Source organism: Terriglobus albidus, from assembly GCF_025685425.1.
Lineage (GTDB): Bacteria > Acidobacteriota > Terriglobia > Terriglobales > Acidobacteriaceae > Terriglobus > Terriglobus albidus.
In genome coordinates this window covers 1,232,889-1,246,676 of sequence record NZ_JAGTAS010000058.1, presented here as the reverse complement: position 1 = coordinate 1,246,676, position 13,788 = coordinate 1,232,889, and the positions used below count along the sequence as shown (strand labels likewise).

Below are 13,788 nucleotides of genomic sequence, written 5' to 3'. Positions count from 1 at the left end.
GTATCTCCGAAAGCTATGCTGCGGTAGACAGCAATTCGCCGGCTGTAAGATCGGGATCACTGTCCTTGATTTTGCGATAGATATTGACGTAGTCACGGGCCATGCGAGCCGCGCTGAACCGCTCCTCAAAGACATGGCGGATCAGTCGCCGATCCATAGCTCCGGCCTCTTCCACAGCGCGTACTGCTTCATCCAGGCTTTCGACGATCTGTCCGGTGACTTCACGATCGATTATTTCCGGTACGGAACCCCTCCGCCAGGCAATCACTGGCGTTCCGCACGCCATCGCTTCCGTCATGACCAGACCGAATGGTTCCTCCCAGTCAATCAGAAACAGCAGGGCGTAGGCATTTCCAAGAAATTCGTTCTTTTCGTGCTCTCCAATCTCACCAATAAACTCGACGAGCGGGTCGTCGATCAGGTGACGTATCTTGGTTTCGAAGTACTCACGATCTGCTAAATCGATCTTCGCCGCGATCTTGATAGGCATGCCGACGCGCTTGGCGACCTCGATTGCCCGGTCGACACGTTTTTCTGGCGATATCCGACCCAGAAATGCGAGATATTTTCCTTGCTGCTCTTTCGCGGTATATAGGTTCTCAGGAATACCGTGATGCACGGTGCCCACCCAGTTTGCCCATTTCATGGGCTTGCGCTGAGCATCTGAAATGGAAACGAGATTCATGTCCGGAAATTCCCGGAAGAGTGGGTGGATATCCGGGATATCAAGGTGGCCATGCAGCGTTGTAAGCGCCGAGAGCCATTGCCGCCGCGCTACAGGAAAGTGCAGATAATCGATATGAAAGTGCACGATATCGAATTCGGAAGCTTCCTGGGCGACGATCTCCACCATGCGCATATGGTGAGCAATGGGATCGATAATCGTCTTGCCCTGCAGACGAAGAGCTCGTTCGCAAATGCGGCGCAGGTCGGCTTTCGTTTCAGAGTCAGCGCTGGCAAAGAGCGTTACGTCGTGCCCCTGCCGGACCAGTTCCTCAGTCAGATATGAAACCACACGTTCCGTTCCGCCGTATAGCTTGGGCGGAACGCTCTCATAGAGCGGTGCGACCTGCGCGATACGCATACTTGGATTCCCTCCTGATAATGCTTCCGTCGATCTCCTGCCTTACCGGTGAGCTCTCGCGTTTGCGCCTCTTGGGCTTGCGACCATCAGGGAATGCAGCCGCATTGTTCCGGGGCAATTCCTCGTCTCCTATGGTTTCGCTTTACGTCTTGTCGCCTTGCGCTGACAACCTCCTTACAGGAACCTGTCCGGCTTCCGTGGTTCGCCGAGGCGGGGCTCGGTCGCAGCGGCGCCGGGCGTGGTTGTGTCACAAAATGCCGATGGTGAAGCAGTCAGGCGCTTTGCTCTGCGTTCCTGTTCAACTTGATTTGACGGGGCGCATCCACAAGCGATCGTTCGAACGATTCCATCTCGGGCGCGATATCGCGAAAGATCTGATTGAGACGTTCCTGCAAAGAAGTGACTTCGCGGAACGGCTGCAAAATACTCAGAGCAGTCATGCCTATTCACCTCTCGGGAGAAACCCGATCTAAGTCGATAGACGCAGCAACTTTCGTCAGGGTTGCAAAAGGTAACTCATCATTTCTTTCGTCGGAAAAGCTTAGTTGCCGAGGTTACACAATCTGCCGAACCGCCTCCGGTTGGCCGCCCGTGCGCTAGTTTTCGCGTGTTATTTCGTTTGTTTAGCACACGAAATCAGCGAAGCCAAAAGGCTTGTCACGGGAACGGCACGGGTGAGTTACTGGATGACGATCTGTTCTGAGGAACTGACATAGCCACCGCTGCTCGGGTAGCCGACAACGACCACATGGTGCGTGCCGGAGGGGATGGTGACGGGTTGCTGGATAGTAAAGACTGGGTCGTTTGGACTGTTGTTGTAAACAGTCGCCAGCGCGTTGTTGTCCACGTAGATGCGCATCGCCGCGATATAGGGGCTGGTGGAACTGGCGCTGGCCAGCACGGTCACCGGTGATCCCACCTGCTGCGAGGGCTGGGGTGCGCAGATAACCAGGTTGTTCTGATTGGCCTGTGCGCTACAGCCGTTGTTGGTTACGGTGAAATAGGCGCTCACTGAGTCCGCACTTCCATCGCTGTGATAGCCCACAATCACCATGACATGATCGCCCGTGGCCACGTTGAGGTTGTGGCTGAATTGGTAGGTGGAGGTCACACCTGGGTTATAGCTGGTGTAGACCGCGAGATTATCGATGTAGACACGGATGGCGGTCACGGCCAGGCCGCTTGGAGCACGGTCTCCGGCGTTCACCGTAATTTGGCCCGAGTAGGTGCCGAGCTGGGTGGGAGAGCAGAGGCTGGCGCCAGGGGAATCCTTGAGACAGCCGCCGGGCTGGCCGACAGTGAAGTCCGTGGACGATGTGAACGAAGTGCCGGAGCTGTTCCAACTGACAAGCACCAGGTGATGATTGCCATCGGTTACTGAAATGGAAGTGCTGACCGACTGAGAGTCAGTGTCGTAAACGGTGGAGTCGTCGAGATAAAGGCGGTTGTGAGCGAAGCTGGTGATGTTCGAAGCTGCTGTGACGCTGACGCTGGTAGTTCCGGCAGCAAACTGCTGAAGCTTCGTGGGGGTACAGATGGTGCTGGTGTTCGGGGTAGCCGGCGCCGTGCAAACGGCGGAGCCGAAGATATTGGTGGCAACGTAAAGAGTAGTCGTCTGCGTACCCGTGTCTGGCAGAAGAGTGGCATAGTCCGGCTTACCATCGCGGTTGAAATCCGCGACCATGACATCGGTAGCATACGAGGATGCCGTGCCTACGGTTGTGGAGACGGCACTGCCCCAGGTCGTTCCGCCTTGCCCTGGCAGCACGGAGAGTGTGACCTGTGAGAAGGTTCGCGGCGCAGAGGATCCACTGCGAACCAGATCGTTGTTTCCATCGCCATCGAAGTCAGCCGCGGCCGCCCCGCCTACATAGGGAATGCTCGATCCATAGTCGGGCCAGCCGACCTGATATTCGAAACCGTTATTGACGTCGTATCCCCACTCTATGTGACCCTGACCCGTGCGATTTGCCGCTCCCAGAAAGTCCAGCGATCCGCTATGCGTCAGATCAAGCGTCTTCAGATTGGTGACGATGTCTTCGGATTCAGTATTCCTTAGCGGGCTGAAGCTGGTGTAGCCTGAGCTCCCTTGAGAGACATAGAAGAAGGTGCTGAACACACCGGAGACGGTGGGATTCGTTGGGTAGCAGCGGTTGGCCAGGATGAGATCGAAATTGCCATTCTTCTGGAAGTCGCCGGCGGTAACTGTTGTGGGGGCGCAATTGGTGTAATTCCCGCCGTTGGGGCTGTCCAAGCTGGGCGTGCTGCTCTGCGCCAGGGTGAGATGGCCGGAGCCGTCATTGCTGAACACGTCGAAGACGGGAGTGACCTGCTGTTGCGCCGCCGGTTCAGCGTAGCCGACTGTAATGACCGCGAGATGGCCGTCGCGATAAACGTCGCCCACAGCCATGTCGCGGCAGATGCCTGGAGCGGAGACAGGGGGAAGCTCGCTGAAGTTGCCGCCACCATTATTGATTTCGACAACTACGTTGAGCTGGTTGGTATTGCCCGAGACAGTGTTGTAGCAGCCGACGACATCCGGGTAGCTGTCACCGTTCATGTCGACGATTCTCGCAGTGTTGAACAGTGCGGTGCCGGGAAGTGCTGTAGGCGACCCGAAGTTTCCCTGTCCGTCGTTATAGAGGACGTAGGCATGCGAGAGAGTGCTCCCGGTTTGATCGATGATCGGGGAATAGATCAGGATATCGGGATAGTTGTCGCCGTTGATATCGCCTATCGCGAGATGCGAGGTGGGCGCCAGATTCGTGTAGGTTTTTCCGGAAAAGTTGGTCTGGGCAGAGAGAGAAACTGCAGACACGCACAGGCCTGCTAACAGGACGGCGAGGGAACGCATAAGTAAAAGCTCCGCGGTGAGACATGAATGCAGCCGAGCAGAGACTAAGAGAACGGAGAACCGGGAAAGGTTTACCCGGCTGTTAGAAAATTCCGGTGCCTTGCTGCGACGAAAGACGATTCGGAGCCCAGTGCTATGGAGTTGGATAAGAAGTTCGTCTATAGATAGATCGCGACCAACGGCAAATCTCGTGTTCTCTGCGTCTTTATGCCCTGGCATTTGGCGGGCTTGGCCAGACCTGAAGTGCGAGTTTCCCAATCTTCAGAAGCGTTTCCTTACTCGCTCCCGCTCGGGCTTGCAGTGACATCCCTAAGAGCGTCGTTCTGAAGTAAGCGACCAGCGAACGAAGGTCTGTCGATTTGGGAATCTCTTTATCCTGCACCGCATTCTCCAGCCGTTTTAACAAAATCGTGTCGGAGAGGGCGCGAAGCCGGTCCAGCTCCTGTTGCAGGTGATCGTACTTGGGGGAACATGTTGGAAGGGCGAGACAAAGCATGCAGCCGCTTGGCTGATCCTTACGCGTCAACTCTGTCGCCGTAACCCGAAACAGATTCTCGAAGCCCTCTTTCGCCGTTTTGCCTTCCATTACGGCCGCGTCAAAGACGCTGCCTCTCCCGGTTCGATAGTGTTCTACCGCTTCGAGAAACAGCGTCTCTTTGTCACCGAATGATGAATAGAGGCTGGAGGTTTGGATGCCCATGGCGTCAGCCAGATCGTCAACACAGGTCTGCTCGAATCCCCGGTTCCAAAACAGCAGCATGGCCGCATCCAATGCGGTTTCTCTGTCGAAAGTCTTTGGCCGCCCACGTTGAGCCATGCCCATATCCCCTCCTATTGGAGCACACGTTCCAAAAAAAGTTGCGGCCTTCTGAATCCTGCGCTGCCCGTGCACCATCTAGTTTTGCGACGATCGTTCTAAAAAAGTGCGCCAAGGTAGGCCAGACGTGTGCGATGCACACAATTTTGAAGGAGATTCGATGGAAGGCATTCTCAAACGGAGATTATCGTTAGGGCGCGCGGGTATGTGGTTGATTGTTTTGTCCGCCATCACTTTGGCCGCGGCCGGCTGCAAGAAGACAGCGCCTGAAACGAAGCCAAAAGTAGCGGCGGCTCCGGTCGATGCGGCGCAGGTCATCACCAGAGAAGTTCGCGTTTCGGACGAATTTAATGGCCGTGTATGGGCGACGAACTCTGTAGAGATTCGTCCCCGCGTGACGGGTTACATCGACCGCATTGCCTTCAGGGAAGGACAAATCGTCCATAAAGGCGACCTGCTCTACGTCATCGATCCCCGACCCTATAAGGACGCATTAGACAGCGCTAAGGCCGGACTCGATCGGGAGCACGCGGCCGCAGACTTTGCGAAGATTCAGGCGGAACGGGCGCAACGGCTTAAGCAACAGGACGCCGTCTCCCAGGAGGAGTTACAGAACCGCAGCTCTGATCTGCTCCAGAGTGGGGCACGCGTCAAAGCGGCAGAGGCGGCATTGGCTGCCGCCGAACTGAATCTCTCCTACACCGAAGTGCGCTCGCCCATCGATGGCCGCATCAGCCGGACACTGCTGACGCTGGGAAACCTTGCCCAGGCGGATCAAACCGTGCTGACAACAGTCGTTTCTGTGGATCCCGTTTATGTGTACTTCGATTGTGACGAGCAAAGCTATCTGCGCTTCCAGCAGAGCTCGCATCGCGGGAGCGGTGTTGGCTCTGAGAATCCAGTCCGGGTTGCTTTGGCGAATGAGCAAGGCTTTCCACATACCGGCCACATCGACTTTGTCGATAACCAGCTCAATCCGACCACCGGGACCATCCGCGCCCGTGTCGTCCTCCCGAATCCTGACCAGACACTCACACCCGGTTTGTTTGCCCGCGTACAGTTGCAAAGCGCCGCACCTTCGCAGGCGATTCTGATCGACGACAAGGCTGTTCTAACAGATCAAGACCGCAAATATGTCTACGTCGTCGGAGAGGGGAACGTCGCACAACGCAAGGACATCGTTCTGGGTGGCATGAGCGATGGGCTACGCATTGTGAAATCTGGTTTGACGCCTCAAGACCGTGTTGTCGTGGGCGGTCTGCAACTGATTTATTTCCCTGGAGCTCCGATCACGCCCAAGGACACCAGCATGGAAGTCTCGACAGCGGGCCTGAACAATATTGCCGCTGTGGGAAAGAAATAAGAGGTCACGGCAATGAACATCTCGAAATTCTTCATCGACCGCCCCATCTTCGCGATTGTTCTTTCCATCATCATCTTCTGCCTTGGGCTGATCGCGATTCCAATTCTTCCGTCAGGACAATATCCAGAGGTCGTTCCGCCGAGTGTGGTGGTGCGCACCAACTATCCCGGAGCCAATCCCAAGGCGATCGCCGAGACAGTGGCCGAACCGCTTGAAGAAGCCATCAACGGTGTTGAGGGCATCATGTACATGAAGTCCGTCGCCGGTTCCGATGGCAGCCTTCAGGTCATCGTTACGTTTCGCCCCGGTGTCGATCCGGATACTGCTGCGGTTCGTGTACAGAACCGTGTCAGCCAGGCTTTATCTCGTCTGCCGGACGAAGTGCGCCAGTTTGGTGTGACCACGCAGAAGCAGTCACCGACACCACTGATGTATGTCGGACTGCTCTCCAAGAAGGGGCACCATGATGCGCTGTACCTTCGGAACTACGGCGTCCTTCACATAAAGGACGAACTGTCGCGTCTGAACGGCATCGGAGATGTTCAATTGCTGGGCTCCGGTGACTACTCGATGCGTGTATGGCTCGATCCTAACCGTCTTGCATCGCGCGGTATCACCTCGGACGACGTTGTCAATGCAATCCGGGAACAGAACGTTCAGGTGTCCGCGGGGCAGCTCGGCGCCGAACCTTCGCCGAAGAAGCCTGACTTTCTTACCTCGATCAACGTCCGCGGGCGTCTTACAACGCCGGAAGAGTTCAGCAATATTGTCCTGAAGTCGGGCTCGAACGGTCAGGTCGTTCATCTGTCAGACGTCGCGCGTGTAGAACTGGGATCAAGCGACTACACGCTCCACACCTATATCGATACGCAGGACACCGCCATCGTGGGCATCTTCCTGACACCCGGAGCGAACGCGCTCGGCGTCGCAAAAGAGGTCTATGCCAAGCTGAAGGAGTTGTCGAAGGCGTTCCCGGACGACCTCGACTATAAGGTCATCTGGGACCCGACGGAGTTCATTCGAGATTCGATTGATGCGGTCCAGCACACGCTGATCGAGGCCGTGATCCTGGTCGTACTCGTGGTCATCGTGTTTCTGCAGACCTGGCGAGCTTCGGTCATTCCTCTGATTGCGGTCCCTGTCTCCATCGTCGGCACCTTCGCGTGGCTCTATATCCTGGGATACTCGATCAACACGTTGACCCTCTTCGGCATGGTTCTCGCAATTGGCATTGTGGTGGACGACGCAATCGTTGTGGTCGAGAATGTCGAGCGGTTCATCGAACATGGGCTTACTCCACGAGAGGCTGCCCATCAGGCGATGAAGGAAGTTTCAGGACCCATCATCGCGATCGCGCTCGTTCTGTGCGCGGTGTTCGTTCCGATGGCCTTCCTTACCGGAATCACGGGCCAGTTCTATAAACAGTTCGCGGTAACCATCGCGATCTCGACGGTGATCTCCGCCATCAACTCGCTTACTCTTTCTCCCGCCCTTGCAGCGAAGCTCCTGCATACTCCGGGTGCTCAGAAAGACTGGCTCGCGCGTGCCATCGATCGCGCACTCGGCTGGTTCTTCCGCCCTTTCAACCGGCTCTTCAAGAGCAGCTCCGAAGCATATCAAAGGGTTGTTGGGCGGAGTTTCCGCTTCCGCGGCGGTGTGTTTCTTGTCTACTTCGTGTTGATCGGCTCGATCTATCTTTTGTTCAACAATGTGCCCGGCGGCTTCATTCCCACCCAGGACGAGCTGTATCTCTTCGGCGGAGCGAAGTTGCCTGAGGGCGCATCCCTGGCGCGCACCGATGATGTCCTCAGGCAGATGGTGAAGGCGGCGCATGAGGTCAATGGCGTGGAGATGCTGCCGGCCATGTCTGGCTTCAACGCTTTGCAGTCTGCAAACACGCCGAATCTCGCGACTTCTTACATTCGCCTCAAAGACTTCAAGGAGCGTCATGAAACGGCCCAGCAGATTCTCGTGGAGCTCAATCAGAAATATTCCCGTATCCCGGGTGCGATTGCATTTGCCCTGATGCCGCCGCCGATCCAGGGTCTTGGTAATGGATCCGGGTACTCGCTCTATATCGAAGACCGCGCGGGACTCGGCTATGGCGCCCTGCAGAGTGGACTGGCAGCATTCCAGGCCGCCGTCGCGCAAACTCCCGGTATGACCTATCCGGTCTCTTCGTACCAATCGAACATTCCGCAATTGGAAGTTCAGGTGGATCGAGAGAAGGCGAAGGCGCAAGGTATTTCGCTCACCGATGTCTTCAACACGCTTCAAAGTTATCTGGGTTCGATTTACGTGAACGACTTCAATACCTTCGGCCGCGTGTATCGCGTGATGGTGCAGGCGGACGCGCAATTCCGCCAGCGTCCTGAAGACATCACAAATCTCCGCGTGCGGAATGGAAACGGAGAAATGGTTCCGATTGGCTCGATCGCGACCATTACGCAGGCCTTTGGTCCAGACCCGGTTATGCGCTACAACGGCTATCCCGCAGCTGATCTCATCGGCGATGCCGATCCACGCGTCCTCTCATCAGGGCAGGTCATCGACAAGCTCAACGAGATCGCGAAGAAGACGCTGCCCCCGGGCATGGTGCTGGAATATACAGACCTGAGCTACCAGCAAACGACGCAAAGCCACTCTGCCGCGATCGTATTTCCGCTGGCGATTCTTCTGGTCTTCCTGGTTCTGGCTGCGCTCTACGAGAGTTGGACGCTGCCGCTGGCCGTGATCCTCATCGTTCCCATATGCATCTTTGCCGCTCTCTTTGGGGTCTGGCTCACAGGAGGGGATAACAACATCTTCGTCCAGGTTGGTCTGGTAGTGCTGATGGGCCTCGCCTGCAAGAACGCGATCCTGATTGTCGAATTCGCCCGCGAGCTCGAGATGCAGGGAATGTCGACGATAGAGGCCGCGCTCGAGGCATGCCATCTGCGTCTCCGTCCTATCATCATGACCTCGATCGCATTTATTGCGGGTTCGGTTCCGTTGCTTCTCAGCCACGGTGCAGGCAGCGAGGTCAGAAAGGTAACCGGTATCACTGTGTTTTCAGGAATGCTCGGAGTCACGTTGTTCGGACTGTTTCTGACACCAGTCTTTTACGTGGCGTTGCGGAAGTTGAGCGGCCAAAGGCTCCATGACCACAACGAGGGGCGCTTTGAAGACGAAGAGGCGGAGGTCAGTCATGCGTAAGTTGAATGTCCTGTTTGCAGCACTTGTACTTTTAGGGACCCTGGGCTGCTCCGTCGGACCGCGCTATAAGCAACCCAGTGTTTCTCTTCCAAGCCAATTTACGGCTCCGGTGGCGGCGGCCTCGTCTGACGCAACTGCCAGGCCGGAGCCATCTGACCCGGAGTTCTGGCACAGCTTTCATGATCAGGAACTGACGAGCCTCATCGAGCGGTCTCTGTCGGCCAATAACGATCTCCGATCGGCTCTCGCACACTACGACGCTGCGGCTGCTCTTTTACGCCTCAGCAAATTCGACAAATATCCGACAGTGACTGCCAGCGAGGATGTTGGGCGCCAGAGGCTCGCTGCTAACCAGGCCTTCGGATATCCTCGCAACTATCGCTATTCCACTTCGTCGATTAACGCCAGTTGGGAACTGGACTTTTATGGGCGTATCCGTCATAACGTAGAGGCCCAACGCCAGCAACTCCTCGCAGGCGGCAATGATCTTGCCGCGATGCAGGTTGCCATCGCGGGAGAGGTGGCGGCGACCTACATCGATCTCAGGGGCCAGCAGGAGCGCCTACGTGTGGCTCGGCAGAATGCGGCCAACCAGGAGCGAACTGTAAAGCTGGTAGAGGCGACCTTCTCCGCCGGCCGTGGAACACAATTCGATACGGCCAGAGCTCGCGCCTTGTATGAAAGCACGACCTCGCGCATCCCCGCGCTTCAATCCGCGATTGCGGTCGACGAACATCGCCTCGCTGTGTTGTGCGGTCTGCCGCCTGATGCGCTTGTTAGTGAACTCGAGGTTGAAAAGGCGCTTCCGGATCTCCCCGAGAGCATCGATCCAGGAACGCCCGCGGACCTCGTTCGCCGCCGCCCTGATGTCAATGCATCCGAACAACGGCTCCATGCAGCAACGGAGCAGATCGGCGTCAACACCGCCGACCTGTTCCCTCGCGTGAACTTCGGCGGTCTGCTGGGGCTGACGCAGTATCACTCCGATACAGCTTTCGACGGTGTGAGTCCAACGAATCTCGTGGGACTCAGCATCGACTGGTCCTTTCTCGATCGAGGCAGAGTGAAAGCGCGCATCGCAGCCAGCCGTGCGGATGGAGATGCCCAGCTCGCTCAGTATCAACAGACGGTCTTGCTGGCGCTTGAAGACGTTGACAACGCACTGGTGAGATATGCGCGCTCACGTGAGCAGGACGCCGCACTTCGGCAGGCTGCTCTCGACAGTAAGCGGGCTGCGGATCTGGCGAATGTTCGATACAGGGAGGGTGCGACCGGTCTTCTCGATTTGTTGGACGCGCAACGTGTGCAACTGGAGGCCGAGGACGCTTATACGATGAGTCACCTTGGGAGTGCCTCTGACGCGGTCAGCCTCTACAGGTCATTAGCCGGTGGGTGGCCTCAGCGGCAACCGCAGCCCGTAAGGTCCGGTAAGCCATAGAGCCGGTGAGACGGTGTCCTCGGAGATGCGAGGACATCGTTTCTGCGTCAGGGAGTAAATAGCTTCCAGTTGCCTTCGGAGACGACTTCGATCGTGCCGTCGATCACTTTGATTGCGGTTTGATCGTCAATCGCATACGACGGCACAGGTAGAGTGGCGGCCAATTTTTCCAGGTTCGCGAAGGAGTTCTGCGGGAACCACTCGTGATCCAGATGCGGATGAATCGCGATATCGACCAATGCTAGCGATTTATCGCTATCGGCAGGAAGAGTGTGGCCGCCGTAGGTTGTTCCGAAGCGGGTCATCACCATACTCCCGGCGCTCAACCCTGCGTAGACTGTCTTCTGCAGCAGTGATGGCAGAAGATCCGCCAGGCCTGAGTGTTTCATCCAGTACGTCAGATACTGGCAATCACCGCCGCCAACCAGCAGAACGTCGGTCTCTTGCAATAAGGGGATCCAATGTTCCTTCCTGATGCTGGGCAGGGCAGTGAGCTCCAGCACGCCGAATGACTTCCAACCCATATCGCAAAAGGGATCGCCGATTGATCCGCGGATCACCCTGCTCGCGATGTCAGCCCCGTTGGGCAAGGCATATATCGCGGTTGGGACGAAAAGGGCGCTCGCTTCGGCAATCGGTTTACCCATCAGGTCAACCAGCGCGTCCTGGATACTTGTATTGCTGATACCGGCAGAAGTGAGGAGTAGCTTCATGAGGTCTCCTGGTCATCATACTGATGTATTCCGGAACGCTTGAGCAAGACGCACCCACGGGCGCAACGACGTTCAAGCGTTTTCGGTCTGAGAGCCACCAATTTCATGGGATATATGACCACCCTCCCTCGAAAGTGAGAGCGATGCATACATGTTCATCCTGACAACGCCATGGATCTTCCACAGGAGTGATTCCATGCGTGCGCCACGTTGGCCGTCGACTTCAGCGATGAGGCGGCACTGCAAATGCTTGGTGTGTCGCGAGAACGTTAAATATTCGAGGACCGCCTGAGCATGCTCCAGTGCCTGCAGCACGCGGGACAACATCCGGTCCTGATCTTCCAGTTCTAGCTGTATTTCGTAGCGCATTCCTGTCTCCCTGAAAGCAAAAGCCCCCTCCGCCGGAGGCGAAGGGGGCTTTTGCGAATCTTTGTCGAGTTGCTCTAAGCCGTCCCGTTCGCCTCCATAGCGATGCAGATCACCCGAATTCCAATCACAATGCGTACGCCGGCTGCGTCAACGAAGGGTTGAGCGGATGCGAGCGGTATTGGGTGATGAGCTGTCATGAAGAAGATGGTACAGAACGGCTGGTACTTCTGGATTCGCTTGTAGAATACCCCATTTGTGTCGCAGGAACTTCGTTCGTGTGTAGGTTTCAGTGAGGATCTAAATCCTCTGCTGTTCCCAGCGGCCCCGGCGGAAGAGCACCAGGCTGATCATTACCACGACAGATTGAGCGACCACGACAGACGTGAAGACCCCGTTGACGCCGAGCGGTGTATGCATGGCCAACCACCATGCCAGTGGGATCTCGAGTACCCAGAAGCCCACAACGTTGATGTAGGTTGGGGTGACTGTATCGCCGGCTCCATTGAATGCCTGCATGAGCACCATGCCGTAGGCATAGGCTATGTTGCCGCAACTGAAGATGCGAAGGCAGTTGACCGCTGCGGGGATAACAACCGGGTCGTTTGTAAACAGCCGAATGATCGCCGGGGCGAAGACAATGAAGACTACGCCGACCGATCCGAGAAAGATCATGTTCCAGAGGCCGGTGCGCCACACTGCCTTGCGTGCGCGATCGACATGCCGCGCCCCTAGATTCTGTCCGACCAGGGTAGCGGCGGCATTGCTCAGCCCCCATGAAGGCAGGATGGCGAAGATCACGATGCGGATGCCGATGGTGTAGGCTGCCACCGCTGAGGCTCCGAAGAGGCTGACAATTCGTACTAACCCGATCCAACTCGCCTGAGAGATCAAAAACTGCAGAATGCCCGAGACAGAGACGCGCACCAGTCGCCAGAGCACATCACCATGCAGCCGCACATGACGCGCAGCGATGTGCAGGCGTTCCGTCCCCCGAGCCAGACGATAGAACTGGTACAGCACACCGATTCCACGTCCACTAAAAGTTGCGAGGGCTGCGCCGGTCACACCCAGTTTTGGAAAGGGACCAAGACCGAAGATCAGACAGGGATCGAGGATCAGGTTCAAGATATTCGAAACCCACAGCAGCCGCATGGCAATCGCAGCATCACCCGCGCCACGGAAGATTGCATTGTTGAGGAAGAGCATCAGTACCACGCCCGAACCGCCCAGGGCGATACGTGTGTAATTGGCTCCGGTCGCGACGATAGCGGGTGTGGCTCCCATCAGTTCCAGCAGCCTGGGTGCGAGCAGCAGACACGGAACTCCTATCACCAGAGAGGTCACGAGGCCGAGAAAGGCCGCCTGCACCGCTGAGATTGCTGCACCATCAGCATTTTTCTCGCCAACACGCCTCGCCACCATGGCAGTGGTGGACATGCCCAGCCCCATACCCACTGCGAAGACCAGCGTCAGAACTGATTCGGTTAGTCCGACCGTGGCAATGGCATCAGCCCCCAGCCGGCTCACCCAAAACACATCGACTACTGCGAAGAGAGATTCCAGCACCATCTCGAGGACCATCGGAATGGCCAACAGCAGGATGGAGCGATTCAGGCTTCCCGAGGTAAAGTCCTGGTGACCGCCTCGCAGAGCTTCTCGAATGGACTGCCAAAGGGAGGGGGCGGTTTCAGATTGAGTAGTGGTCTCCATCATAAGACGTTGATCATGATATCGGTCCTTGGTGAAATATGTCGGATTTAGACCGATCTGGCGCCTCGGATCGCTATCAATACAGTCCGGGCAACAAGATCCAAATCACTTATTGATCGTTACCAAGGATTGGAGCATTTTCCCTGTAAGTGTAGAGTAGGGCTTCCGTATCTATGGGCGTTTTCGCCATGAAAACGCCGCTGCACGCCTCTTCCAGAGGCTACCCAGCAACAGGGAAATGCTCT

At 56.6% G+C, this 13,788-nt stretch carries 9 protein-coding genes; 3 read left to right on the top strand and 6 right to left on the bottom strand.

Features of this window, described 5'->3' with window-relative positions:
- Positions 1 to 13: 13 nt before the first annotated feature.
- The 3 genes from OHL21_RS24225 to OHL21_RS24215 all read right to left on the bottom strand — a co-directional run bounded on the left by OHL21_RS24225 (position 14) and on the right by OHL21_RS24215 (position 4,755).
- Positions 14 to 1,084 carry a glycosyltransferase family 4 protein gene (locus tag OHL21_RS24225; protein WP_263419878.1) on the bottom strand — a complete coding sequence of 357 codons (1,071 nt, stop codon included), beginning with the start codon at positions 1,082 to 1,084 and terminating at the stop codon, positions 14 to 16.
- 679 nt (positions 1,085 to 1,763) lie between these two features.
- Positions 1,764 to 3,902 carry an FG-GAP repeat domain-containing protein gene (locus tag OHL21_RS24220; protein ID WP_263419877.1) on the bottom strand — a complete coding sequence of 713 codons (2,139 nt, stop codon included), beginning with the start codon at positions 3,900 to 3,902 and terminating at the stop codon, positions 1,764 to 1,766.
- 241 nt (positions 3,903 to 4,143) lie between these two features.
- Positions 4,144 to 4,755: a TetR/AcrR family transcriptional regulator gene (locus OHL21_RS24215; protein ID WP_263419876.1), complete on the bottom strand. Its 612-nt coding sequence runs from the start codon at positions 4,753 to 4,755 to the stop codon at positions 4,144 to 4,146.
- A gap of 160 nt (positions 4,756 to 4,915) precedes the next feature.
- On the opposite strand from OHL21_RS24215, the gene OHL21_RS24210 reads away from it, so the two are divergent.
- Genes OHL21_RS24210 through OHL21_RS24200 form a run of 3 tightly spaced genes read left to right on the top strand, consistent with a single transcriptional unit; the run spans position 4,916 to position 10,751 of the window.
- Positions 4,916 to 6,118: an efflux RND transporter periplasmic adaptor subunit gene (locus OHL21_RS24210; RefSeq protein WP_263419875.1), complete on the top strand. Its 1,203-nt coding sequence runs from the start codon at positions 4,916 to 4,918 to the stop codon at positions 6,116 to 6,118.
- Between the two features lie 12 nt (positions 6,119 to 6,130).
- Positions 6,131 to 9,313, top strand: a complete 3,183-nt coding sequence (locus tag OHL21_RS24205) for an efflux RND transporter permease subunit (protein ID WP_263419874.1) — start codon at positions 6,131 to 6,133, stop codon at positions 9,311 to 9,313.
- Complete coding sequence (locus tag OHL21_RS24200) at positions 9,306 to 10,751, top strand: efflux transporter outer membrane subunit (RefSeq protein ID WP_263419873.1); 1,446 nt, start codon at positions 9,306 to 9,308, stop codon at positions 10,749 to 10,751. Before OHL21_RS24205 ends, OHL21_RS24200 begins: the two co-directional genes overlap by 8 nt.
- Positions 10,752 to 10,798: 47 nt before the next feature.
- On the opposite strand, the gene OHL21_RS24195 is transcribed toward OHL21_RS24200, so the two are convergent.
- From OHL21_RS24195 to OHL21_RS24185, 3 genes are all read right to left on the bottom strand, one after another.
- Positions 10,799 to 11,464, bottom strand: a complete 666-nt coding sequence (locus OHL21_RS24195) for a Type 1 glutamine amidotransferase-like domain-containing protein (RefSeq protein ID WP_263419872.1) — start codon at positions 11,462 to 11,464, stop codon at positions 10,799 to 10,801.
- Between the two features lie 72 nt (positions 11,465 to 11,536).
- Complete coding sequence (locus tag OHL21_RS24190) at positions 11,537 to 11,833, bottom strand: hypothetical protein (protein WP_263419871.1); 297 nt, start codon at positions 11,831 to 11,833, stop codon at positions 11,537 to 11,539.
- A 297-nt stretch (positions 11,834 to 12,130) separates the two neighbouring features.
- Positions 12,131 to 13,546 (bottom strand): MATE family efflux transporter, encoded by a 1,416-nt coding sequence (locus OHL21_RS24185; protein ID WP_263419870.1) that lies wholly within the window; start codon positions 13,544 to 13,546, stop codon positions 12,131 to 12,133.
- Positions 13,547 to 13,788 lie beyond the last annotated feature (242 nt).

Bases quoted from the DNA above. Each gene is read 5' to 3' on its own strand.
- OHL21_RS24225 (WP_263419878.1), bottom strand. From the start codon at position 1,084: ATGCGTATCGCGCAGGTCGCACCGCTCTATGAGAGCGTTCCGCCCAAG.
- OHL21_RS24200 (WP_263419873.1), top strand. From the start codon at position 9,306: ATGCGTAAGTTGAATGTCCTGTTTGCAGCACTTGTACTTTTAGGGACC.
- OHL21_RS24190 (WP_263419871.1), bottom strand. From the start codon at position 11,833: ATGCGCTACGAAATACAGCTAGAACTGGAAGATCAGGACCGGATGTTG.
- OHL21_RS24210 (WP_263419875.1), top strand. From the start codon at position 4,916: ATGGAAGGCATTCTCAAACGGAGATTATCGTTAGGGCGCGCGGGTATG.
- OHL21_RS24205 (WP_263419874.1), top strand. From the start codon at position 6,131: ATGAACATCTCGAAATTCTTCATCGACCGCCCCATCTTCGCGATTGTT.
- OHL21_RS24215 (WP_263419876.1), bottom strand. From the start codon at position 4,755: ATGGCTCAACGTGGGCGGCCAAAGACTTTCGACAGAGAAACCGCATTG.
- OHL21_RS24185 (WP_263419870.1), bottom strand. From the start codon at position 13,546: ATGATGGAGACCACTACTCAATCTGAAACCGCCCCCTCCCTTTGGCAG.
- OHL21_RS24195 (WP_263419872.1), bottom strand. From the start codon at position 11,464: ATGAAGCTACTCCTCACTTCTGCCGGTATCAGCAATACAAGTATCCAG.